Source organism: Novipirellula artificiosorum (genome assembly GCF_007860135.1).
GTDB classification, from domain to species: domain Bacteria; phylum Planctomycetota; class Planctomycetia; order Pirellulales; family Pirellulaceae; genus Novipirellula_A; species Novipirellula_A artificiosorum.
The window spans coordinates 752,336-776,144 of sequence record NZ_SJPV01000001.1 but is presented as its reverse complement, the minus strand read 5'-3'; the positions used below and the strand labels follow the sequence as shown (position 1 = coordinate 776,144).

Below are 23,809 nucleotides of genomic sequence, written 5' to 3'. Positions count from 1 at the left end.
CGGCTTCCCCGTACCGCTAAACAAACAAACTCAATCCATAAACCGAGAAACAAATCATGGCACTCTTAAGACATACAACCGACGACGTGATCGAACGTCAAGCCTTGACGGTCAACCCAGCAAAAACCTGCCAACCCATCGGAGCGATGTACGCCGCGCTTGGCATTCATCGCTGTTTGCCACACAGTCACGGATCGCAAGGCTGCTGCAGTTACCACCGCAGCACGCTGAGCCGACACTACAAAGAACCCGCGATGGCAGCAACCAGTTCCTTTACCGAAGGTTCGTCCGTGTTCGGTGGTCAGGCCAACTTGCTGCAAGCGATCAACACGATTTTTTCGGTCTATGACCCAGATGTGATCGCTGTGCATACAACGTGTCTGTCAGAAACGATCGGCGACGACATCCCGCAGATTGCGGAAACGGCAAACAACAAAGGGTTGATCCCGGAAGGCAAAAAGATCATCCACGCGAACACACCGAGTTACGTGGGTGCTCATACCACCGGCTTTGCCAATATGACCAAAGCGATGGTCGACTACTTCGCAACCAGCACCACCGAGGAAAAGGTTGAAGGTCAAATCAACCTGATCCCCGGTTGGGTCGAGCCGGCCGACATGCGTGAAATGAAACGCATCGTCAAGATGATGGGGCTTGAGGGTATCACGTTCCCTGACACCTCCGACGTGCTCGATGCTCCGCTACGAGCCGAATACAAGATGTACCCCGATGGTGGAACAACCGTGGAGCAGCTTGCCGCAACCGGTGATTCGTCAGGAACGATTGCACTTGGACCGGTTTGCAGTGGCCCAGCGGCAGAAGCACTCAAAGCCAAATGCCAAGTCCCCGAGGATACTCTACCGCTTCCGATTGGTCTGCGAGCAACGGATATCTTTGTCCAACATCTTCGCAAATACAACGGCGGCGAGGTTCCTGAAGCCATCACTGCCGAGCGCGGTCGTTTGGTGGATATGGTCTCAGATATGTCACAGTATTTCTATGGAAAAACCGTTGCACTGTGGGGTGACCCCGACCAACTTGTCTCTCTGACGCAGTTCCTTGTCGATCTGGACATGCGTCCCAAGTACATCATCACGGGAACGCCTGGCAAGGTTTTCCTGCGGCGGATCGCTGAGGTTCTCGGTGAAGAGGATGTCAAGAAGGTTGTCGTCAAACAAGGGCCGCAAGCGGACATGTTCTACATGCACCAATTGATTAAGCGAGAAAAGGTGGACTTGTTGATCGGCAATACCTATGGCAAGTACATCTCTCGCGATGAGGATATCCCTCTGATTCGCCACGGCTTTCCGATCATAGATCGTGTCGGTCACCAGTACTTTCCCACGTGCGGCTACCGTGGTGCGATTCGATTGTGTGAAAAAATACTCGACGCATTTCTCGACCGTCAAGATCGCGATTCACCCGAAGAAAGTTTTGAATTGACGATGTGAGTAGGAAGCGATAAACGCTTTCCAAACTTGATACTCCTTGAACCGAAAACCCGATAAACCCAGCGATGAAAATTAGCGCACGCAACCAACTCCAGGGCAAGATCAGCAAGATCGAGGCTGGTCCGATTAACGCCAAGATTACCTTGACACTCGACTCCCCTCCGACGCTCGTCGCGGTCGTCACCAAAGAGGCTGTTGAGGAGCTCGAACTCAGCGAAGGTGGTCAAGCCTGTGCCATTATCAAAGCATCTTCGGTGCTGTTGGCTGCCTGCGATGACGCCAAATGCGGGTGTAAGCACTAGCTTTTTGTAGCGGAGTCAACAGCCGCCGAGCGTGACGTTCAACGGAAGCGTTCGTTCGGCTGTTAGAGGACCTACCGATTTGCGAAATGACCGACAACGAACAAGTACACGCAAGCATGACCATTCAAACCGATATACCGATACTCGAAGGCCGAAAGGCACAGATTCACCAAAAAGGATCGCAGCCTTTCAATATCGAGTGCGAAAAGCAGAGTGTTGCCGGTTCGGTCAGCCAGCGGGCATGCGTGTTTTGTGGGTCACGGGTGGTTCTTTATCCCATCGCTGATGCCTTGCATGTGATCCATGGTCCCATCGGCTGTGCCGCCTACACGTGGGACATTCGTGGTGCATGGTCGAGTGGCCCGCAACTCCACCGGATGAGTTTTTCGACCGATCTGCAAGAAAAGGATGTGATCTATGGTGGCGAAAAAAAACTGTATCAGGGCCTCATCGAACTGGTTGAACACTATCGTCCCAAGGCCGCGTTTATCTACAGCACCTGCATCGTGGGGCTGATTGGTGACGATGTCGAGGCGATCTGTCGACGCGTGACCGCAGAGACCGGCGTCGAAACGATCCCCGTGCACTCCGAAGGTTTTAAAGGGTCCAAGAAAGATGGCTATTCGGCTGCTTGCAACGCTCTAGGCCGACTCGTCGGGACGGGAGACACATCGGGTATTCGTCCGCTTTCCATCAACATTCTTGGCGACTTCAACATCGCCGGCGAAACCTGGGTGATCAAAGACTACTACGAGCGGATGGGGGTTGAAGTGGTCGCGACCATCACGGGGGATGGGCGAGTCGACGACATTCGGCGCTGCCATGGCGCGGCGTTAAACGTGGTTCAGTGTTCGGGATCCATGTCGCAACTCGCAACCAAGATGAAAGAACAGTACGGCATTCCCATCATTCGGGTGTCCTACTTCGGTATCGAGGATATGAGTCAAGCACTGTATGACGTGGCGGAGTACCTGAATGACAAAACCGTGATGAGGAAGACACAGGATTTGGTTCGAGACGAAGTGTCCAACTTAGTGCCGCAACTTCGGCGGTACAAGAAGGATCTGAAAGGGAAACGAGCAGCGGTTTACACCGGTGGAGCCTTCAAAGCGTTGTCGATGGTGCGCTCGCTTCGGACCCTTGGTATGCAAACGGTGATCGCGGGTTCACAAACCGGAAACAAGAAAGACTACGCTCAATTGCAAGAAATTTGTGATGATGGGACTGTCATTCTTGATGACACCAACCCGTTGGAACTCGCTAAGTTCCTTGAAGAAAAGAAGGCGGACTTGCTGATCGGTGGCGTCAAGGAACGTCCGATCGCATACAAGCTCGGACTTGGGTTTTGTGATCACAACCACGAACGAAAGATCGGGCTCGCTGGTTTCGAAGGCATGCTCAACTTTGCCAAGGAAGTTCATGGGACGGTAACCAGTCCGGTATGGAAATTGGCGGCACGACGCGGACGACTCGAAGGAGCAACGTCATGATTCAAGCACTCCCCGTTTCCCAGCATTTCACAGCGACCCGAAACGCCTGCAAACTCTGTACACCTTTGGGAGCCTGTTTGGCTTTCAGTGGTGTCGAAGGGGCGATTCCATTCCTGCACGGATCTCAAGGCTGCTCGACCTACATTCGACGGTACATGATTAGCCATTTTCGTGAACCCATGGATATCGCGTCGTCAAACTTTGGAGAGCATACAGCGATCTTCGGGGGTGGCAAGAATATCCGACTTGGTCTCGCTAACGTGATCGAAGGCTACAGTCCAACGATGATTGGAATTGCGACGACGTGTCTGTCGGAAACGATTGGTGACGATGTCAAGATGTTTTTGCATGAGTTTCGAAAGGACCACGAAGGCGAGGCATTGCCGCATTTGGTCCACGTCGCGACGCCAAGCTACACCGGCACCCATGCGTCGGGATACCATGATGCAGTCCGTGCGATTGTCGATGTGCTCGCTCAGCCAGGGCCAACGATCAAGGGCGTCGTGAACCTTATTCCTGGGATGTTTTCCCCCGCCGACTTGCGTTGGCTCAAGCAAGTGGTGCGAGATTTCGGACTCGAGCCGATTTTGTTGCCTGACTATTCCGATCGACTCGACGGCGGAACGTGGAGCGAATACAAGAAACTGCCACCGGGTGGAACCACGATCGAACAAGCCGCTCGGATGGGGCAAGCCGAAGCGACGATCGAGTTTGGTTTTACGACCCAAGAATCTTCGAGTGCGGGAACACGACTGAAGGACAAGTTTGGCGTTCCTTGTCATCGACTCGGCGTTCCCATGGGAGTCGCTCTGACGGATGCTCTGTTTGATAAACTGCAAGAAATCAGCGGTCGGACGACCCCCGAATGCTACCTGGGTCGCCGTGGCCGGCTGATCGATTCCTTCATCGATGCTCACAAGTACGTTACAGGAAAACGAGTCGTCGTGTTCGGTGAAGAAGACCTCGTTGTCGGCATGACGGCGATGATGGCAGAGGTCGGCCTGATTCCCGTGTTGTGCTCATCGGGCGGCAAAAGTGGAAAGCTGACCGATGCGATCCGAAGCGTCGCTCCCGAGATCGCCGCACAGTGCGAGATTCATGAAGCGGTCGACTTTGAAGAAATCGCCGATCAAGCACGCCAGCTTGAGCCCGATTTGTTGGTTGGAAACAGCAAGGGATTCAAACTGGCACGCGAGCTTCATCGCCCGCTGATCCGAGTCGGCTTCCCCATCCACGATCGCATCGGTGGTGCGCGAATCTTGCATCTCGGATATGCCGGAGCCCAAGCTCGGTTCGATTCGATCGCGAACAGTTTGCTGGAAATGCGTCAGCATGATTCGGACGTTGACTTTACCTACTTTTGATTCCCCCAAGGATGCACTTATGACCATCGACACCTCAATGCACCCGTGTTTTAGCGCCAGTGCCAAACACAAGTTTGGGCGGATTCATTTGCCGGTTGCTCCCAAGTGCAACATCAGTTGCAATTTCTGCAACCGAAAGTTCGACTGTGCAAATGAAAGTCGGCCTGGCGTCACGAGTACGGTTCTCTCACCGGCACAGGCGGCATTGTACCTGCAGAAAGTCAAAGCCTTGGTCGAGTGTCCGATCACCGTTGTCGGGATTGCAGGGCCTGGTGATCCGTTTGCGAATCCAGAAGAAACGATGGAAACGCTGCGACGGGTTCGGGCAGATGACTCCCAGATCATTCTTTGTATCGCATCGAACGGCTTGAATTTGGAGCCGTATGTGGAAGAGTTGGCTGAGCTTCAAACGAGTCATGTTACGGTCACGGTCAACGCGGTCGATCCGAAGATTGGTGCCAAAATCTATCGTTGGGTGCGACCACAGCCAAACAAAGTCTATCGTGGCGAAGAGGGGGCTCAGTATTTGCTGGATTGTCAGCTCGCGTCCATTCACGCGTTGAAGCGATGTGGGATCACGGTCAAGATCAACACGATTGTCATGCCGGGCGTGAACGATCACCACATTTCGGAAATCACACAAAAGATGGCCGATCTTGGCGTGGACATTCAAAACTGTATGGCCTTGGTTCCGGTTGAAGGAACCCCGTTTGCGGAATTGGATGCGCCCGAACCAAAACAGATGATGGAGATTCGTCAACAGATTCGCCAAGTGTTACCGCAGATGTCCCATTGTGCTCGTTGCCGTGCGGATGCCGTGGGACTGCTCGGTGAAGCCAATTCGGAATTGATTCAAGACGCGTTGATTGAAGCAGCGACCGGGCCGCTCAACCCAATGGACGATCGCCCCTACGTGGCCGTCGCTTCGTTGGAGGGGATGTTGGTGAATCAGCATCTGGGTGAATCGGAACAGCTCTGGATCTTCGCTCGTGATCCGGATGGCGAGTTCGAAATGGTGGAAACTCGTCCGACCCCACTTCCCGGTAGTGGTTCGCGTCGTTGGGAAGACTTGGCGGAGCGGCTGATCGATTGTCGAGCGGTCTTGGCGGCTCATGCGGGCCCCTCGCCTAAAACCACTCTGGCCAAGGCAGGCATTCGCGTGATGGTCGCCGAAGGCTTGATCGACGAAGCACTTGAATTGGTGTACTCAGGCCAGAAGCCTCGAATGCCGCTGCGTGTATCCGCGGCGGGGTCGGGGTGTGACTCGGATGGAATCGGTTGCAGTCCGTGCAGCGGACCCGGTACGGGATGTGGTTAAAGCGTTGGAGCTCAGGCTTTCGCCTGGTGCGACGAGTTAAAACGCATTTGTGACAGGCTGAAGCCTGAACTCCTACTTGTTCAACTTCAACTTCAACTACAAGGAACTCCAAAATGGAAAAGCCTCAATATCACCTTCTTGTTTGTAATAGTGCACGTGCTAGCGGTGAACTCAAAGGGGTTTGCCACAAAAAGGGAGCGTCGGACTTGCCGCAGTACTTGGAAAACGAAATTCTCGATCGTGGACTGGATGCATTGGTGTCGACCACCAGTTGTTTCAAGATGTGCAACAAAGGACCGGTGCTAACGGTCTATCCAAACGGATGGTGGTATGGATCGATCGATGAAGACAAGATCGACGAGATCCTCGATGCTCTCGAAGAGGGACAACCCGCCGAAGAGTTGTTAATGGCCTAGTGCGGCACGGCCGCAAGCGAAGCGAGCTACCGCTCGAATGACGTTGGACCGCTCCCGTTGGTCGCGAGGATCGTGGTTGGATAACAACAAATTGAGCGGTAAGGGAAAGAGTGTTTTGCCGGGGGCCAGGCTTGAGCCTGCTGCGGCGATACGGAACCGAATGCGACAGGCTCGAAGCCCGACCTCCGAGAGGGAATCCTCATGAAGACGCAGGACCAGATCTGGCTCATTGACAGCACGCTGCGAGACGGCGAGCAACGTGCGGACGTTGCATTTTCACACGAGCAGCGCAAAGCGATTGCCGTGATGCTCGATCATCTCGGGATTCCGGAAATCGAAGTTGGCACACCCGCGGCAGGGCAGGATGAAATCGACTCGATCCGGCGTTTGGTTGATCTCGGGCTTGATTGTCGCTTGACCGGTTGGTGTCGTGCGTTGACCGAAGATCTCGATGCGGCTGAACAAGCAAACCTCACCGCCGTGCATTTTTCCTTGCCGGTTTCGTGTGTCCTTCTTTCCGCTCTCGGTCGTGATCGCGGTTGGGTTCTTGGTCAACTCCATCGATTGTTGCTGGATGCTACCCGCCGCTTCGAGTTTGTTTCGGTAGGGATGCAGGATGCATCGCGAACCGATGTTTCTTTCCTCCTTGACCTCGCTTGCACCGCTGCGATGCACGGTGCTGACCGAGTTCGAATCGCGGACACCGTTGGTGTTTGGGATCCGCTAGCGACTTGGGACGTTGTTGGTTTGATTCGTGAAGCGGTCCCAGACATTGAGTTGGGTTTCCATGGACATAACGATCTTGGCATGGCAACGGCGAATTCACTTGCGGCACTGCAGGCGGGTGCCGATAGTGTTGACGTCACCGTCAACGGGCTTGGGGAGCGAGCTGGCAACGCCGCATTGGAGGAAGTCGTGATGGCGATGAAAATCGTGCTCAAGTGCACAACGTCTTACAAGAGCGAGACGCTGTCTTCGCTAAGCGATTATGTCGCTCAGGCGAGTGGCGTTCCGATCGCAGCTCACAAGCCGATCGTGGGCAAACAGGTTTTTCGGCATGAATCCGGCATTCACGTTCGAGCCATGCAGAGGGATCGCCGTAGTTATGAACCGTTTGCGCCCGCGGAAGTCGGCCAAGCGGATTCGGTCACGGTGCTAGGCAAACACTCTGGACGCGCCGCATTGCACCAAGCCTTTGCAGAATCGGGGATCGAGTTGAATCCTGAGCAACTCATGGATCTGCTTCAGCGGGTGCGCGAGCAGGCGAGTTCGTTGGGGCGATCCTTGCTCCCCGCGGAAGTGATGCGGCTTTACGAATCCCGCTCAACCTGATCGCTTTGAGCTTTCTCCGCCACGGCTAGGCCGTCGTGGGGACCGGACCCGCCAGCAGTTGGAACTCGTCGAGGGGCATGCTGTCGCCGGAAAGGACTTGCTCGGTGTTCATCTTTAGAATCGGCATCTTCAATTGGACAAACCGTTTGGCAACACGTTTTTTGCGTTCGTTGTTCGTTGCTTGATCCAGCAATAAGTGGCCGGTCATGATTGCGATGGCGCCATCGACCAGCCTTCGTGCAGCAAGGTCCGCATAAGAAGCCGGCTGTTTCTTGACAAAGATAATCGCTTCACTCAGTTGTGAGCGTCCGGTGATCAGTTTTTGTTTCAGTTCGGTGAGCATCAAATCATCGTATTCTTTTTGCTCAAAATCGACGGCCCAGCTATCGAACACACCGGAAAGGACGCCACGGATGGCCGCAACGATTTGAAGTTGGCTGGTGCCTTCGTAGATCGTCGTGATTCGCGCATCACGCAAATGACGTTCTGCGGCATAGTCTTTCATGTACCCCGACCCTCCAAGAACTTGGATGGCATCATCGGCAACGCGGCAGCACATTTCCGATGCGTAGTACTTGCTCATCGGGGTCAGCATGCTGTTGATTCGCTTTAGCTGGCGGACTTCCTTCTTTAGCGACTTCAGCTCTTCTTTTTCAAGTTGATCTGCGTGCCATTCGACCAACCGCATCGCATTATTTTCCTTGTCGCAGATGCAACTCGTTTCGTAAGTCAGCGCTCTCGCCGCCTCGATGGCGACCTGCATGTCGGTAACCATTTCAGCGATCGCCGGCAATTTTTCAATCGGCATGCCGAATTGGTGCCGAGTGTGGGCGTACGTTCTCGCCAGCCGATAGGCCGCTTCCGCAATGCCGAGTGATTGTGCTGCAATGCCGACGCGAGCGCCGTTCATCAATGCGAGGACGTACGTGATCAAGCCGCGTTTACGTTCCCCGATCAATCGAGCGGGTGCATTTTCGTAGACCAACTCGCATGTGGGGGATCCATGAATTCCCAGTTTCTTTTCGAGGTGTCGAACCTTGATTTGGTCGCAACGTTCAGAAAGGAACAGACTCAAACCCAACCCGTCACTCATTTCGGGTTCACTGCGTGCCAGCGTCAACAGGATTTCGCCACAGCCGTTGGTGATGAATCGTTTGACGCCGTTGAGAAGCCAATTGCCATGCTCATCTTGGTGGGCTCGGAGTCGGACCGCCTGCAGATCACTTCCCGCATCGGGTTCCGTCAACACCATCGCGCCGGTCACTTTGCCTTCGGCAAACTGGGGCAAGATTTCGTCTTTGATTTCCTGGCTGGCGTAGGCATTGACCGTTTCCGCGATGCCTTGCAAGCCAAAGATATTCATGAACGAGGCGTCGGCGCGGGCGACAATTTCCGTCGCGATGGTGTAGATCAAATTCGGACAATTCAGACCTCCGTACTTCCGCGGTACGGTGAAACCAAGCAAATCCGCTTTTGCCATCCAGTCAAGGTTTTCCCGAACACAGGGGTGTAAAGTGACCGTGCCATCCTGATTGAGCAAGTTGCCATCTCGGTCAACCCGTTCCGCGTTGGGGGCGATGTTTGTGGCAGCCACGTGTCCGGTGATTTGAAGAACACGGTGGTAGTCTTCGACAGCCTCGGCGCTGCTGGTGGGTGCATAGTCGGCATCCCCGTTTTCGGCAAACCGCTCTTGAAGGGCAGCCAACTGCTGCATCTCGATGTGCGAGAAGAGGAATTGAATGTCTTGGTTATCAAGAAAATAATTTGCCACAGCAGATTCTCACACGTGTAACCACACTCGCCAAAGCGTGGACGCACAACAAAAACGCAACCACCGTCTGGCGACGTTGATTGCAGAAAAACTATCGCACTACCGTCGTTCTTTCAGCGATTTGACCAACAAGGGGATCACCTTCCTCATGTCGCCAACAATGCCGTAATGGGCCACGGAGAAGATCGGTGCCTCTGGGTCGGTGTTGATCGCGATGATCTTTGCCGATTCTTCCATTCCCGCGCGGTGCTGGACTGCACCGCTGATTCCTGCCGCGATATACAGCGCGGGACGCACGGTCGTACCGGTCTGGCCGATTTGGTGTTCTTTGCCGATGTAGCCGCCATCCACTGCCGCGCGACTCGCTCCCACGGCTCCGCCGATGGCTCCAGCCAATTCGTGAATCAACTTAAAGCTGTCTCGGCTACCCACGCCGCCACCGCCTGCAACGATGACTCTTGCACCTTTGAGGTTAACGGTTCGCGGTTCAATGTGGCGCTCAATCAACTTCACCGGGAACAACGAATCGTCTAATTCGACCGGTTCCGCGATGACTTGACCCGAGCGTGCCAGGTCCGGTTCTTGAAGCGGCATGACACCTTCGCGAACCGTTGCCATCTGTGGCCACCAATCATAGTTGACAATGGTGGCGATAATGTTGCCACCGAACGCTGGGCGGATTTGCAGCAGCAGGTTCTCGTGAACTTGTTTGGTCCGCGGATCAGTGACGTCTTGAATTTGGAGATCCGTACAATCCGCGGTCATCCCGGCACGCATCTCGGATGCCACACGCGGCGCTAAGTCACGGCCCAACGCGGTTGCGCCATACAGCACAATCTGGGGCTCATGTTTCTGGATCAAACTGCACACGATTCGTGTGTAGGGACTGGTTTGGAAATGTTCGAGTCGCTTGTCCTCCACGACGTAGAGGTTATCAATCCCGTGGGCAATCAATTGGGCGGGCAGGCTCCCTCGATCGGAACCCGCTAGCACCGCACCGGCTTTGACACCCAACTGATCGGCAAGCGCGCGGGCTTTTCCACATAGCTCGAGCACGACATCCGGGATCGTGCCGTCTTCTTGTTCGGCGAAGACCCAAACTTCTCCTTGTCGATTCGGTTCGATCATTATCCCAGCGTCCGATCAATAACGAGTTCTTGAATGAGTTGCCGAGCACCCTCTTCGGTGGGAGCGATTTCGGTGTAGCCTTCCTTGGTGAGGACGATCGACTGGACACGAAAAACTTTCGTGGGTGAGCCGGCTAGCCCACAGCGTTGAAGGTCGGCCCCGATATCGTCCAGATTCCACTGCTCGATCAACAGGCCTCGCTCTCGAAGTGACTTACAGCGGCGAGCAACCTCGATGGCCTGATCGTCCTTGGAAGCCTCTTTCCTTTCCGCTTTGACTGCCGCGACCACTTCCGCTTCGATGCGGGCACGTTTGTGACGCAACGCTTTTCGGGCAGCCGGTGGGCGGGGTTCGTTGGCGGTGTCCATCACGGTGATCAGCACGGGCAGCGGTGCTTCCACAATTTCCCAACCGTTGCCGACGTTCCTGCGCACTCGCACCACATCTTCCTCGACGTGGACGAGTTCTTCCAAGTAAGTTAACTGAGTGACGCCAAGTTTTTCCGCACACTGGGGGCCCACCTGAGCCGTATCGCCATCAATGGCTTGCCGCCCGGCGAACACGAAGTCAAACCTGCCGATGGTTTTGACGGCTTGGGCCAAGATATAGCTGGTTGCCAACGTGTCGCTGGCGGCGGCCCGTCGGTCGGTCAGCAAGATGACGCGGTCGACGCCGCGGAACAAGCACTCACGTAACACGTCCGCTGCTTTCGGAGGCCCCATGCTGAGTGCCGTGATGGTTCCACCGTAGCGATCGCGAAGTTCGAGAGCCGACTCCAACGCATGAAGATCCTCGGGGTTGAAGATCGTCGGCAAGGCACCGCGATTCACCGTTCCATCGGCCCGCATCGCATCGGTCGTGACGTGAGCCGTGTCGGGGACCTGCTTGACCAATATGACGCTGTCGTAAGGCACTGTCGCGCACTCCAAGAACAGTTGAACGGCTTGATGGCAGGCGAGGGTATCAGCGACGGGTAGGGCGGTCAAGTCCGCTCTCGCGATCGATGGTGTGCGACAAAGAGACGCAGGCCATTATGCGGTAGCTTGGATCTGCTCGTTGCACCGGAGTCTTGTGGGCGGCGGGCATTCGCCAGTCGCTTTGGGGTCAAGAGATTGGAGGCCTACTTGGCGTTTGCTGTCATCCGAGGCGGCAAGCGACGGGGCCTGTGCGAGGCCCAGGGGGCTAAGGGATTGCCCGAGAACCGTTGTTGTGGGATAAGGCCTTTGATACAATCCCAAGACCGCTTGCCCACGAAGGGCAGTGAGAAGTCGTTCGGTTCATTCCGCTTTCAGGAAACAAGGTTCGAGCTATGTCTATTGCGTCGGTCCAGGTTGATAATTCTCCCGTCATGCAAACCTTACCGACCGACGAGGTCCGGCAAATCATGTGGCGTTACGCCGAGCGATATGACCTGCAGATGCTTGTGCAGTCCACTCGTTCGGTTGCTCGAGGCGTGGTGGCACGGTTGGTGGCCGATGGTGAGCGGAACACGCATGAATGGACCGCTGCCAAAGATGAGATGTTAAAGGCTTACGACGAGGCAGGCGTGACGGCGATGATGTCCAAGCCGCAGTATGGCGGATACCTCGACGGCCCCAAGAACTTCGTGATGGCGCTGGCTGCCTTCGAGCTGGCGTGGGTCGATGCGGGTGCAGCGACTTGTTGTCTCGCTGCTGGCTTGGCGCTTGAGCCGATCATCGAACGAGGCACACCAGAGCAAGTCGAAGAATACCTCACTCGTTCGGTCCCACCGCAGCCCGGTGAAGACCGCAAGATCGCGCGCGGTGCGTTTTGTCTGACCGAACCGTTGCCGTACGTCGGCGTCGACACGGGGATTATGTGTGGCAAGGTCCGAGTGGCCAATTGGGAAGACGGCCAAGAGCCGATGTTGCAGGTCGACAAGCGTGGTCGTTTTATCACCAACATGGACTACGCCAGCTTTGTCGTGGCAGCCGTCGAATCCGACGATGATCGCATCAAGGGTACCTGCATGGTGATCCTCGAAGAAGACGACGAAGGCGTTTACGATCGTGGTGCCGTGACGCATAAGCTCGTGCATCAGCTTTCCTCGACTCGTGATCCCATCTTTCACATGACCGTGCCTGCATCACGCATCGTCGGTGGGTACACCATCGTGGACGGAGTGATCGTTCCGAATCATAATCACGGCAAAGTGCTCGAGGCTGTTTTTGCCCGGACGCGAGTTCCCGTCGGCGTGATGACCGCTGCGAAGTTGCTTTCTGCGGTGGAGCCGATCATTCGTTACCAACGCGGTCGTTTTCGTGGCGGGGAAGGTGCTCCGGGGACACCCCGCTATGACCTCGGTTTGCAGATGAAGGAAGACGTGCTTCACCGTCTGGTCGATGTCTGGGCAACGGGTGAGGCCGCAACCTCCCTTGGGCTCGCTGCTGCGAGGCATTTTGATGAGTTCGAGGAATTGGACAAAACCCGAGACGAACTCTATGCCGCGGCAGGAGCTCGCAGTGTCCGCGAGGTCTTGAAACTGCGCAAACAGACCGAGAAGTTAGCGCTTGAGTACCTTGAACTGCTTGCCGAACCCGAGGAAGAACGGGATCAAGAACGCTTGGCAGAGCTGAAATCCAATCGGTTGGTTGAATACATGGTTGGCGAGTCGTTGTCGAATATCTTGTCTCCAGCAACGAAGTTGTGGAACACCGGGCAGGGTGCGAACATGATGCGCGAGGCGGTCAGTTTGATGGGCGGCTATGGCATCACCGAAGATTGCCCTGGATTCCTGCCGCAAAAGTGGATGGACTCGCAGTTGGAAGCGACCTACGAAGGTCCCGAATCGGTTCAACGAAGACAGTTGATCGTGACCATGACGAGTGAGTTGTTTCTGACGCAATTCCAAGGCTGGATTACCGAACTGCGGCGGTTGGCGTCCGATCGACCTGGTACCGGGGCTTGCGCTCTGGGATCGGCGATGGAGCTTTGGCTATGGACCTACCGCCACTTGCAAGAGGCCAAAGATGCCGACGGCAAGCCGCTTTATCGGGACAAGCGTCAAGGCGCAACGTTCCCAATGGCCGATGCACTTGCTTGGCTATTGGCTTGTCGGTGTCAGGTGCTTGATTGTTTGGAACTGGAAAAGAAGGGTGCCGAGAATCCGGTCTTGGCGGATGCGTTGCCTGGATATGTTCAGTTTTTTACCGATCTTTGCCATGTCCAAACGGCGCATGCAGCGGGCGAGGTGGGGCGAATCTGCGCGGACCTTGTTTACGGCTACAATCGTCATCCGAGCTGGGAGCCCACGTGCGAAGCGTGTGCTCAGGCTGGCGAGATCGATTGCCTCGAAGGGCTCATCCCTGGCATCAGTGTCGGGACGCGTCTGACCAGCGACGTTGTGGAATCGGACGGTTCGCACGCCAACAAAGCTGGCCCCTGCCCGCGCTTTGCTGGCATCGAAGGGTTCATCAGTCGCCGCAACAAATTGGACGGCTGCTTGACGGGATCTCGTTTGGCGAAGGATCGCGCCGGCAACGTTTTGGCCCAAGTGATGATTCCGGAAGCTCTCGATTACCCCAGCTAATTTGAACCATGTCGATGCAAGAACCCGAACGGCAGAGTATGGAAGTGGACATCGTTTGTACCGGCTTTGGGCCGGCAACAGGCGGTTTCCTGACGACACTCTCGGCGGCCATGAACGATGATCAGGGGCAACCGGTGCTGATGAGCCGTGTGATGCCCGGCATGCCGCTGCAAGTGATCTGTTACGAGCGGGCCGAGGATATCGGCTTTGGCGTCTCAGGAATTGTCACCCGTGCAACGGGAATTCGCGAGTCGTTGCCCGAACTGGATCCCACGCAAATTCCAATGGCTCATGGCGTCACGGGTGAGCAAGTGTTGTACTTGCTTGACCCGCACAAAGTGAGTCGTCGTTCTGCGTCGTTGAAGATGCTCGACGGGATGATTCATGCAGGCAAATGGTTGTTGCCTTACAAGGAACACGCGGTCAAGTTGCCCTACATTCCTGGTTTTCTCAGCAAACACAATGGGCTGCTGCTGTCGATGGGCCAGTTCAACCAGTGGATCGGTTCGCAGTTGATGGCCTCGGGTTTGGTTCAGGTTTGGCCTGGAATGCCGGTCAATGAACCGCTGATTGAAGGCGACGCGGTGGTCGGAGTACGGCTGATCGATCAGGGCACCGACAAGGCGGGAAATCCCGACGCGGGTTACATGCCCGGTATGGATATTCGTGCACCGTTGACGGTGGTCGGCGATGGTCCCGTCGGTTCGGTGGGGCAAAAATTGGATGAGCATTTTGGACTTCCCGAGGGCAACCACCAGCGGGAATGGGCGCTCGGCATGAAGATGGTCATCGACCTGCCGGACGACTGTGAACTGAAACCGGGAATGGTGCTCCACACGTTTGGCTACCCTGAACCAGAGGTCTTTGGGTTCCTGTATGTCTATCCTGACGGCGTTGCATCCGCGGGGATCTTCGTTCCTTCGTGGCTGGATAGTCCGGTACGGACCAGTTACCGCTATTTGCAACATTGGATGACGCATCCCGCGATTTGGCAGCATCTCAAGGGCGGTACGATGCGCAGCTGGGGCGCCAAGTCGCTGCAGGAGTCAGGCAAACAGGGCGAGCCCTACTTGGTGGGGGACGGCTACGCGAGAATTGGTGAAGGTTCCGGCAGCACGAATGTGCTGACCGGATCGGGCGTTGACGAAGCTTGGACCACGGGGGTTCAACTTGCCGAGGGCGTCATCGAGCTGCTGAAAGAAGACAAGCCGTTCACACGCGAGAATCTGGATCGGGCCTACGTTCGGCGGCGTCGCGACAGTTGGGTTGAGAAGGAAGGTCGTGTCGCCGAGCGGTCACGGGACGGTTTCCAAAAAGGATTTGTCCGTGGGCTGATTGGAATGGGGATGACCGGATTGACGGGCGGGCGATTGAATTTGTCAGGGGATTCCAAGCCACCGCACCAGCGAATTCCATCGATCGAACAGCACTACGCGGGCAAAATCCCGGCGGACGAGTTGCAAACTCTGCGGGAAAGCTGTGCCGAATCAGGCACATCCTTGCAGGAGGCTTTGTTGAACCGTTGTGGGTGGCCGGAGATCGCCTTTGATGGCAAACTGTTGGTTTCTCAGCAAGACGCGTTATTGATGGGCGGCAAGGTACAGGCACCGCCTGGCTATGCGGATCATGTCAAGTTCATCAATCCCGAGTTGTGCGCCGAGTGTTCCGAGAAGCTTTGCATCGATATGTGTTCGGGCGAAGCGATTGCCCCCGGAGAAAGCAACGGTGTACCCCAGTTTGACCGCGAGAAGTGCGTCCACTGCGGTGCCTGCATGTGGAATTGCACGCTGCCGCGCGAAGGCGATTCCGAACGAAGCAATATCGCGTTTGGCGCAGGTGCCGGAGGCCTGCACTCGGCCGAGAACTGATCATTGACCCTTCACTTTCATTTGGAAAACTCTGAATCATGACAACAGGATTTCACATTGTTGTATGCGGATCGTTGGTGCCGGATCCGTTGCAGACACTACAACCCATGATGGGTGCTTCAGGAACTCCTGAACTGAAGAGCGAAATGATGCTGCCATCGGTGCTCGACCCTTGGGCAGGACACGCGCTGTATGAAGCGGCGAATTTGGCCAAGAACACCCCCGGCAGCAAGGTTTGGCTTGTCAGTGTCGGGCCGAAAGCGCGTCTGCAGCAACTCATGATGACGCTTGCACAGAAGGTTCCGTTTGAGTTGGTCGCCTTGGACGGTTCGGCGAGCGGTTTTATCGACGCGGGTAGTGTCGCAAACGTGATGAGCGATGCCATCGAGGGACTGACCGATTTGGACCGATCGCGACTGCTCTTATTTGGTGGCTGTGCATCCGCGTCGCGTGACGCGGGAGCGACGATGCAGATGGTGGGCGAACGACTGTCGATTCAGGATCAGTTCTTGTCCGTGGATCAGTTGACGGCCCAAGCGGATGGGTCGCTCAAGATCTTAGAGCGGATCGAAGGGGGGCAATACTTGGAATCGGTATGTGAGGGGCCGCCCGTGATGGTGGGTTGGGCAACCGGGACGCTTCCGGAGCCCAAGAACAATCCCCAAGTAGGCATGATGAACATGCGGACGATCATGCCCGCGTTACAAAAAGCACAGCCTGCCGCCGTCAGCGCCGACGGCGTGGTGTTCGCCAATGTCGAAGTGCCTCAGCAGCGTCGTGACACACGCATCGTCAAGGATGTGTCGGCAGACGAGATTGCCCGCGAATTGGTCGAGTGGATCAAGAGTTAACCGTCGAAGTCAGGGGCTTACGCCTGCTACACCGTAACGTATTGTCATCCAATCACATTTCCTATACTCCTTCTATTTCCCACTCACCATGACCTCCATTTTATTCCTTGCCCCTACCGAGTCGGATGGCTCACTTTCCAAACCCGCCTTGGAAGCCCTTACCGCAGCGAGGCAACTGAAGGATTCGCTGGGCGGCGACCTTCAACTGGTTGTTGGGCTGATTGGTACCGATATCCAAGCTGCTGCCGATAAGATCGCGTCCTGTGGCGCCGACCAATTCGTCTCGGTGACGGGACCCGAATTCGGTGTCTCGCGTTACTCGACCGACTCGCAAGCCATTGCCGGTTTGGTGAAGGCGACCAACGCGACGATCGTGCTGGCGCCTGCAACCTCGCGTGTGACGCGAGTCCTGCCAGGAGCCGCTCAACGATGCGGCGGTTGCATTGACACTCAGGTTGCCGGCATTTCCGTCGACGGCGGGAAGGTGCAAATTCAACGTTGGTACTACCGTCAACGGATGGTTGCGACCTTGTCTCGCGACGCGCGTCCATGGTTCTTGTCAATTGCACCGGGTATTTTTGACACTTGGCAAGGTGATGCCGGTACGGCCAACGTTGAGTCCGTGACCGTCGAGCTTGATGCCGGGGCAACACGCACGAAAGTCGTCGGCACGAAGGCGGCGGACACCAATACGCAAACGATCCGCCCTGAAGCCGACCTGCTGATTGTTGCCGGAGCCGGATGGACGAAAAAACAGTCCGATGGACAATCGCATGTCCCTGAGGCCGAGGTGATCCTTCTTGAGTTTTTGAACCAAACCCAGGCATCGCTTGGCAGCAGCAAGTCGTTAGTCGATCAAGACGCCGAAGGCCAACAGGTGATGGGATTTCTGAGTCACATGAATCAAGTCGGTCAGACGGGAAGCACGCCTCGGCATCCCAAAGGACTCGCCACCTGTTGTCATGGCGAAGAACCTCACGTGGTGGGATGGCGTTTTATCCATCAGCGACGCGCGGTGAACACCGACGCCAATTGCAGTTGGGCGCAAGGCAAGGCGGACGTCCTTTACGTGGCGGATGCTTTTGAAGTGATGAAGAAGGTCAACGAATTGTTGGCGAACGGTTAGCCCCTTTTCCTTATCTCGGCGAGGCAGGGGAGGGATCCCCTGGTCGACACGGTGCGTGGGCTCACGATTCCGCGACCAATCGTTGAACAATCTCCTTCGCCGTGACTCGCTCGCTTTGCGCGGCAAAGGTGGTGATGATTCGATGGGTCAACACGGGAGGGGCGACATACTGGACGTCCTCGAGACGCACCATGTAGCTGCCTTCAAGCGCGGCGCGGCTTTTGGCGCCAAGGATCAAATTTTGAACCGCTCGTGGCCCTGCTCCCCACGACACCAGCGGGCGGAGCCAATCGGGAGCGGTCTCGCCATCGGGGCGTGTCTTTCGTACCAAGCGGGCTGCGTAGGTGTAGATGTGATCCGGAACGGGAACGCGGCGGACCAAGTGCTGATGAGCGATAATCTGTTCAGCACTGAGCAGATGGTCCAATTGCGGCAGTTCATCTCCTGTCGTTGTCTTGGCGATTTGGATTTCTTCCGCCTCGTTTGGGTAATCTAACTCGATCAGCGACATAAACCGGTCAAGCTGTGCTTCGGGCAGCGGGTAAGTACCTTCTTGTTCGACCGGGTTCTGTGTTGCCAGAACCATGAAGGGTTCATCCAGCGGAAAATGCTTGCCGAGTACCGTGACACGGTGTTCCTGCATCGCTTCCAGCATCGCGGCTTGGGTTTTGGGCGGGGCCCGGTTGATTTCGTCCGCCAACACGATGTTTGCAAAAATGGGACCTTGGACGAATTGGAATTCGCGATGCCCCGAATTGGTTTCTTGCAGAATATCGGTGCCGGTGATGTCCATCGGCATCAGATCGGGTGTGAACTGAATTCGACTAAAATCGAGTGACATCGTTTCCGCAAGCTTGCTGACCAGCAACGTCTTGGCCAATCCGGGGACACCCATCAACAGAGCGTGTCGCCGCGCGAACAAACAAATGGCCAATTGCTCGATCGTCGTTTGCTGGCCGACAATCACCCGCCCTAGTTCGTTTCGCAATCGCTGGTAAACCTCGCAGAGGCAATCGATTGCTTGGACGTCATCGTCGCCGAGAGGCGTTTCATTGGGATTCGAAACGGATGGGCTCATGGTGGTGCGCTAGGAAGGTTGCCTTGAGGATGGGAGCCCCCAGTATAGCGATCAATAGACTTGGAAGTCACCGACGGCCTCGAAGGCAGATTCGTAATGTTCCATCTTCTCGGGGCCTTGCTCTTCGTTGGGCCACCAGACCGCGATTACATCGAAGCGGCATGCCGTGCCGATGAGCTTCTTTCGTTTCAAATATCGCATTGCCGCGCGGCTGATCTTTCCTTGCTTGGTCGTGTCGACTCGGTCCGCGGGATGACCTGGTTTGGTCGTCGAGAGCGTCTTGACTTCGACAAAGATCACGATCCTTCGCTTCGAATCGATCGCAATGATGTCGATCTCTCCAGCACGATCGGATTCGCTTTCGGCCACAACGATCAGGCCTTTCTGGCGAAGCAGTCGAGCGGCGGCTTGTTCGCCCCGTTTGCCAATCGGGCCACCACGGTCGATCGCTCCATATCGCCAATCCCTGTACCGCTCAAGCCATCCAATGACAATCTGATGCATGGGCATCGAATGAAAATCCCCTCACAACGCACCGAGTCGCTCCAGATCGTTGATTCTAGACGGATGATTCGTTGGAGTGGTAGGCTTTAGCCGATTGCGTGCTGGATCCTTGCTAAATCGGCTAAAGCCTACGACTCCAACGTGCGCAGTCTGTTTTTCGCTCAATCCGTGCATCCGCTTTCTTTGCTGAAAGCCGAGACACGGATCGGTGCGATTTAAAATCGGATTGTGATTCCTAGCGGCGACGTTCTTTCAATCGGACCGCCTTGCCGATGCGGTCGCGGAGGAAGTACAGCTTGGCTCGACGGACAACGCCGCTTCGCTTGACCTCCACCTTTTCGACGCGCGGGCTATGGACTGGGAACTTACGCTCCACCCCCTGTCCGGCAACGATGCGGCGAACCGTGAACATTTCCTTCGATCCGCAACCGCTACGAGCGATGACCACACCGCTGAAGACTTGAATGCGTTCTTTGGTGCCTTCAAGAATTTTCAAATGCACGTCAACGGTGTCGCCGATGTCAAATTGAGGTGGGTCGGCTTTTAGCGAGGTCTTTTCGACCAGTTCCATAATCGATGCTTGGCTCATTTCTTATCCCTTTGCTTCTTCTTATTTTGATGAGGGGTGATCTGTATCGTTACGCAGTAAATCACTGCGTCGTTGTTGAGTTCGCTGCTGAGATTGTTGTTCCCGCCACGCTGCAATCGCTTTGTGGTCGCCGTTGAGTAGGACTTCGGGAACCGCGTGACCGCGATACGTTCTCGGGCGAGTGTACTGAGGAAATTCCAGCAGCCGATTTCCGCGGCTGAAGGAATCATCAATGTTGCTGTTCTCGTCGCCGAGCACTCCGGGCAACAGCCGGACCACTGCGTCAACGATTACCATCGCGGCCACTTCGCCTCCATTGAGGACAAAGTCACCGATGCTGACTTCTTCGGGCTGCAAAATATCGACAACCCGCTGATCAAATCCTTCGTAGCGACCACACAACAGCATGATGCGGTCGGTGGTTGCCAAATCCTCTGCCACGCGTTGATCGAACGGTTTGCCTTGTGGGGTCAGCAGGATTCTTCGTGCTGGCCGCGGGTCCATCGCTTCGATCGCTTCGACGCAGTTCACCGTGGTTTCCACTTGAATCAGCATCCCGGGACCGCCGCCGAACGGTCGGTCATCGACTTTGCGATGGGGCGTGTTTTCGGCCCAATCACGCAGGTCATGCCGGTGAATGTGGACCAATTCTCGCTGAATCGCTTTATCAAGTAGGCTCTGAGTCAGGTAACCATCAAAGATGGCTGGAAACAGGGTGACGATGTCAAATCGCATGACGTGCTAAGGATCACTCGCTTGCCGTTTCTTCGCTCGCCGCAGCTGCTTCTTCGGCTGGAGCTGCTTCTTCGGCTGGAGCTGCTTCGGCCGGGGCTTCCGCTTTTGGCTCTTCCTGCTTCTTAGGCTGTGGAGCTTCAGGGACGAAGGTGTATTCCTTGCGTTTGCCCAACCGTTCCAGTGCAGCTTTTTGCTGCTCCAGGTGCGTGCCGTTGGTTCCATACTTCTTGATCAGAACGGCGACCTTGTCGCTCGCTTGTGCTCCGACGCTGATCCAATGATCAATACGGTCTGACTTGAGTGAAACGCGTGCATCCGTCTCGGGACACATCGGATCGTAGTAACCCAGTTCTTCGATCACACGACCGTCACGGGGGCTTCGTTGATCCATTGCACAGACACGGAAGAACGGACGATGTGTCCGGCCCATCTTTTTCATTCGAATTCTTACTGCCATAGACTTCTTGCTCCAAAACTTTCGTTTGCTTGGGGTTTCACTTCTAGTCAGACTGCCTGGGACAGAGAAACACTCTCTGCGCCGGGTCGGTGCCGATACGCTCGGCATCTGTTTGGTTTGTTGACGTTCCGCCTCTTTGGCTGCCTGCAGACCGGATCAACCTGGCGCAAGCTGCCTAAAGCCTGAACTGCAACTACTTCTTTTTCTTCATCTTCCGCAACAACTTGTCGCGTTCTTTCTTTCGTTTCTTCTTTTCCGAGGTGGACAATCGTTCGCCCGTGCTCTTCTTGGTCTTCATCCCCAGGGTGGGGTCGCCCATCGCAGCACCGGCTTGCAATTGACGCATCATCTTCATACGGTCGCCAACACCGGTTCCCATCATGCTTTGCATGATCGGTTTCATCTGTTCGAATTGTTTGACCAGCTGTGAGATGGTCGATGCTTGCACGCCCGCCCCCTTGGCGATTCGCGTGCGACGATGGACGTCGATCACTTTCGGGTTGCGACGTTCGGCCATCGTCATGCTGTTGATCGCGCCGATGGTCTGGCGAATCCCGCCTGCCGCCTCGTCGCTTTCCATCATGTCTTTGAATTGGCCCATGCCTGGCATCAGACCCATCATTTTGCCCATCAAGCCAGGTTTGGCGACCTTCTCCATCATCCCCTTGAAATCGTCAAGCGTGAAATCTCCCGAAGCCATCTTCGCTTCGAGTTCTTCCCGTTCTTTTTCATCAACGATGCGGTGGGCTTCTCGTGCGGCCGCGACAATGTCACCCATCTGCAAAATGCGGCTCGCCATCCCCTCGGGACGAAACGGCTCGAGGGCATCGAAGTGTTCACCGGTCCCGATGAACTTGACCGGAACACCGGTGACATGCTTGACCGACAACAACGCTCCGCCGCGAGCGTCACCATCGAGTTTGGTCATGATGACGCCATTGAGCTCCAAGGCGTCGTTGAAGGCCCCGGCGCTGTTGACGGCGTCTTGCCCGGTCATCCCGTCAACGACCAGGTAGACTTGATCGGGGGCGACTTTCTTATCGATCCGTTGAAGCTCCCCCATCAACTCTTCGTCGATCGCTAATCGGCCAGCGGTGTCAAGAATGACGACGCGTGCCCCTTCGGCTTTCGCTTTGGCGATCCCGTTTTGGCAAACTTTTACAGGGTTCTTGTTGTCTGCTTCGCTATAGACCGGCACATCCAATTGACGTCCGATGACGTGCAGCTGCTCGATTGCGGCGGGTCGCTGAAGGTCTGCGGCCACCAGCATCGGCTTGACGTTCTCTTCCTTCAGTAACTGCGAAAGCTTGCCGCAGGTCGTTGTTTTTCCGCTACCCTGCAATCCGCAGAGCATGATGATGGTCGGGCCTTCCTGCTTCAGATGCAGCGACGAGTCGACCGGACCCAGGATCGAAATCAGTTCGTCATGGACGATCCGCACCAATTCTTCGTGCGGCCGTAGGCTCAGCAGGACCCGTTTTCCGAGGGCTTTTTCGGTAACGTGATCCATGAAGTCCTGGACCACCGAATAGCTGACGTCCGCCTCGAGCATCGACGTTTTGACGATTTCCAGCCCGTCGCGCATATTGCCTTCGGAGAGCTTGCCTTTGCCGGACAAGCTCTTAAACGCAGATTGCAGACCTTCAGAGAGGGAATCAAACACGGGGACAGCTCGGACATTTGCGTCAAAAGAAGAGACCGTGGGTCTCTGGCCGAGGGCACCTCGAAGGGCACTGCGGGCCGGGGGTCAGTGACGAAGCCCGCCAGTCTAAGCGGAAAACGCCTGTTTTGTAAATGGAGTCCCACCGCAAGATATCTCGTTTTTTGCGAGAAAACCGGCCAAAGTAGTTGCTCGTTGGGCTCCCTCGTCCACGACTTCACCGGTGATGGGGGATTGCTGGCCACTCTTTCCTCTTTGAAGGCCTATTAGCGGGAGCTTAGCAGCGACACTTCCACCGCCCGGGTGCAAGATCCTCGTCAGCCCCCCCCGACGTTTTCCAAAGGCATTGGCATCAGCACCCTTCCTTTCTGGCTCGCTTCTCCCCCCCGATTTTGAGGTCGTGCAGCTTAGCGTTACTCACCCAGAGGGCATTGGTATGGAGACAAGTCACGCTCTTGAATTCTGGCTCCCCTCTCCCCGCGCGGGGGTCGTGCAGTTTTTAAGTTGTGACTGCTGAAGTGTTTAGGTATCCAACCACCCCTGCCCGCGCAGCGGGAGGGGTCGAGCGCAGCGAGGGGGAGGGCCAGTATAGAAACCGTGCTGGAATTTCATGTTGTCATCGCAGCCCGTTTTCCCTCTCCCTCGCTTAGGCTCGACCTCTCCCAGAGGGCTCGTTGTACCACATAAGTTAGACGCTTGAAAAATTTTTTGCACCTGGCCCAAAAGCGTTCCATGCGTTGGACAGGTCGTAGGATCTCTGGATTCCAACCCAAAGCGTTTGCGTCCCAGGATCGTTCTTTGGTCGATCGATGAAGCCGC

General features: G+C 55.8%; 20 protein-coding genes. 11 read left to right on the top strand and 9 right to left on the bottom strand.

Features of this window, described 5'->3' with window-relative positions; all coding sequences use genetic code 11:
• The first annotated feature begins 56 nt into the window (after positions 1 to 56).
• The 7 genes from nifK (at position 57) to Poly41_RS02665 (ending at position 7,673) form a co-directional block, all read left to right on the top strand.
• On the top strand, positions 57 to 1,451 hold the full coding sequence (gene nifK / locus Poly41_RS02695; RefSeq protein WP_146524357.1) for a nitrogenase molybdenum-iron protein subunit beta: 1,395 nt from the start codon (positions 57 to 59) through the stop codon (positions 1,449 to 1,451).
• A gap of 65 nt (positions 1,452 to 1,516) precedes the next feature.
• Complete coding sequence (locus Poly41_RS02690; protein ID WP_146524356.1) at positions 1,517 to 1,753, top strand: TOBE domain-containing protein; 237 nt, start codon at positions 1,517 to 1,519, stop codon at positions 1,751 to 1,753.
• A gap of 86 nt (positions 1,754 to 1,839) precedes the next feature.
• Positions 1,840 to 3,243 carry a nitrogenase iron-molybdenum cofactor biosynthesis protein NifE gene (gene nifE / locus Poly41_RS02685; RefSeq protein ID WP_197231017.1) on the top strand — a complete coding sequence of 468 codons (1,404 nt, stop codon included), beginning with the start codon at positions 1,840 to 1,842 and terminating at the stop codon, positions 3,241 to 3,243.
• Positions 3,240 to 4,607 (top strand): nitrogenase component 1, encoded by a 1,368-nt coding sequence (locus tag Poly41_RS02680; RefSeq protein ID WP_146524355.1) that lies wholly within the window; start codon positions 3,240 to 3,242, stop codon positions 4,605 to 4,607. Before nifE ends, Poly41_RS02680 begins: the two co-directional genes overlap by 4 nt.
• A gap of 19 nt (positions 4,608 to 4,626) precedes the next feature.
• A complete protein-coding gene (locus Poly41_RS02675) occupies positions 4,627 to 5,925 on the top strand; it encodes a radical SAM protein (protein WP_197231016.1) in 1,299 nt (432 codons plus the stop codon).
• A gap of 113 nt (positions 5,926 to 6,038) precedes the next feature.
• The gene (locus Poly41_RS02670) at positions 6,039 to 6,341 is read left to right on the top strand and encodes a (2Fe-2S) ferredoxin domain-containing protein (protein ID WP_146524353.1); all 303 of its coding nucleotides are present in this window, start codon (positions 6,039 to 6,041) and stop codon (positions 6,339 to 6,341) included.
• A gap of 201 nt (positions 6,342 to 6,542) precedes the next feature.
• Positions 6,543 to 7,673: a homocitrate synthase/isopropylmalate synthase family protein gene (locus Poly41_RS02665; protein WP_146524352.1), complete on the top strand. Its 1,131-nt coding sequence runs from the start codon at positions 6,543 to 6,545 to the stop codon at positions 7,671 to 7,673.
• A gap of 25 nt (positions 7,674 to 7,698) precedes the next feature.
• On the opposite strand, the gene Poly41_RS02660 is transcribed toward Poly41_RS02665, so the two are convergent.
• The 3 genes from Poly41_RS02660 to Poly41_RS02650 all read right to left on the bottom strand — a co-directional run bounded on the left by Poly41_RS02660 (position 7,699) and on the right by Poly41_RS02650 (position 11,558).
• Positions 7,699 to 9,444 carry an acyl-CoA dehydrogenase family protein gene (locus tag Poly41_RS02660; RefSeq protein WP_146524351.1) on the bottom strand — a complete coding sequence of 582 codons (1,746 nt, stop codon included), beginning with the start codon at positions 9,442 to 9,444 and terminating at the stop codon, positions 7,699 to 7,701.
• Positions 9,445 to 9,543: 99 nt separating this feature from the next.
• Positions 9,544 to 10,572, bottom strand: a complete 1,029-nt coding sequence (locus Poly41_RS02655) for an electron transfer flavoprotein subunit alpha/FixB family protein (protein ID WP_146524350.1) — start codon at positions 10,570 to 10,572, stop codon at positions 9,544 to 9,546.
• Positions 10,572 to 11,558, bottom strand: coding sequence for an electron transfer flavoprotein subunit beta/FixA family protein (locus Poly41_RS02650; RefSeq protein ID WP_197231015.1), 987 nt, complete (start codon positions 11,556 to 11,558; stop codon positions 10,572 to 10,574). The genes Poly41_RS02655 and Poly41_RS02650 overlap by 1 nt, the downstream gene beginning before the upstream one ends.
• A 362-nt stretch (positions 11,559 to 11,920) precedes the next feature.
• Between Poly41_RS02650 and Poly41_RS02645 the strand changes: the two genes are divergently transcribed.
• The 4 genes from Poly41_RS02645 to Poly41_RS02630 all read left to right on the top strand — a co-directional run bounded on the left by Poly41_RS02645 (position 11,921) and on the right by Poly41_RS02630 (position 17,967).
• Complete coding sequence (locus Poly41_RS02645; protein WP_231615348.1) at positions 11,921 to 14,122, top strand: acyl-CoA dehydrogenase family protein; 2,202 nt, start codon at positions 11,921 to 11,923, stop codon at positions 14,120 to 14,122.
• A gap of 8 nt (positions 14,123 to 14,130) precedes the next feature.
• Positions 14,131 to 15,990 (top strand): hypothetical protein, encoded by a 1,860-nt coding sequence (locus Poly41_RS02640; RefSeq protein ID WP_197231014.1) that lies wholly within the window; start codon positions 14,131 to 14,133, stop codon positions 15,988 to 15,990.
• Positions 15,991 to 16,028: 38 nt separating this feature from the next.
• Positions 16,029 to 16,841: an electron transfer flavoprotein subunit beta gene (locus Poly41_RS02635; protein ID WP_146524348.1), complete on the top strand. Its 813-nt coding sequence runs from the start codon at positions 16,029 to 16,031 to the stop codon at positions 16,839 to 16,841.
• A gap of 88 nt (positions 16,842 to 16,929) precedes the next feature.
• Positions 16,930 to 17,967 carry an electron transfer flavoprotein subunit alpha/FixB family protein gene (locus tag Poly41_RS02630; protein ID WP_146524347.1) on the top strand — a complete coding sequence of 346 codons (1,038 nt, stop codon included), beginning with the start codon at positions 16,930 to 16,932 and terminating at the stop codon, positions 17,965 to 17,967.
• A 61-nt stretch (positions 17,968 to 18,028) separates the two neighbouring features.
• Here Poly41_RS02630 and Poly41_RS02625 read toward each other — a convergent pair whose 3' ends face one another.
• The 6 genes from Poly41_RS02625 to ffh all read right to left on the bottom strand — a co-directional run bounded on the left by Poly41_RS02625 (position 18,029) and on the right by ffh (position 22,993).
• Positions 18,029 to 19,045, bottom strand: a complete 1,017-nt coding sequence (locus tag Poly41_RS02625) for an AAA family ATPase (protein WP_146524346.1) — start codon at positions 19,043 to 19,045, stop codon at positions 18,029 to 18,031.
• A 51-nt stretch (positions 19,046 to 19,096) separates the two neighbouring features.
• A complete protein-coding gene (locus Poly41_RS02620) occupies positions 19,097 to 19,555 on the bottom strand; it encodes a YraN family protein (RefSeq protein ID WP_146524345.1) in 459 nt (152 codons plus the stop codon).
• A gap of 229 nt (positions 19,556 to 19,784) precedes the next feature.
• Positions 19,785 to 20,120 carry a 50S ribosomal protein L19 gene (gene rplS / locus Poly41_RS02615; protein WP_456237818.1) on the bottom strand — a complete coding sequence of 112 codons (336 nt, stop codon included), beginning with the start codon at positions 20,118 to 20,120 and terminating at the stop codon, positions 19,785 to 19,787.
• A gap of 39 nt (positions 20,121 to 20,159) precedes the next feature.
• Positions 20,160 to 20,873 carry a tRNA (guanosine(37)-N1)-methyltransferase TrmD gene (gene trmD / locus Poly41_RS02610; RefSeq protein ID WP_146524343.1) on the bottom strand — a complete coding sequence of 238 codons (714 nt, stop codon included), beginning with the start codon at positions 20,871 to 20,873 and terminating at the stop codon, positions 20,160 to 20,162.
• A 13-nt stretch (positions 20,874 to 20,886) separates the two neighbouring features.
• Positions 20,887 to 21,264, bottom strand: a complete 378-nt coding sequence (gene rpsP, locus Poly41_RS02605) for a 30S ribosomal protein S16 (RefSeq protein ID WP_390621404.1) — start codon at positions 21,262 to 21,264, stop codon at positions 20,887 to 20,889.
• Between the two features lie 259 nt (positions 21,265 to 21,523).
• Positions 21,524 to 22,993, bottom strand: coding sequence for a signal recognition particle protein (ffh, locus tag Poly41_RS02600; protein ID WP_146524341.1), 1,470 nt, complete (start codon positions 22,991 to 22,993; stop codon positions 21,524 to 21,526).
• Between the last annotated feature and the right edge of the window lie 816 nt (positions 22,994 to 23,809).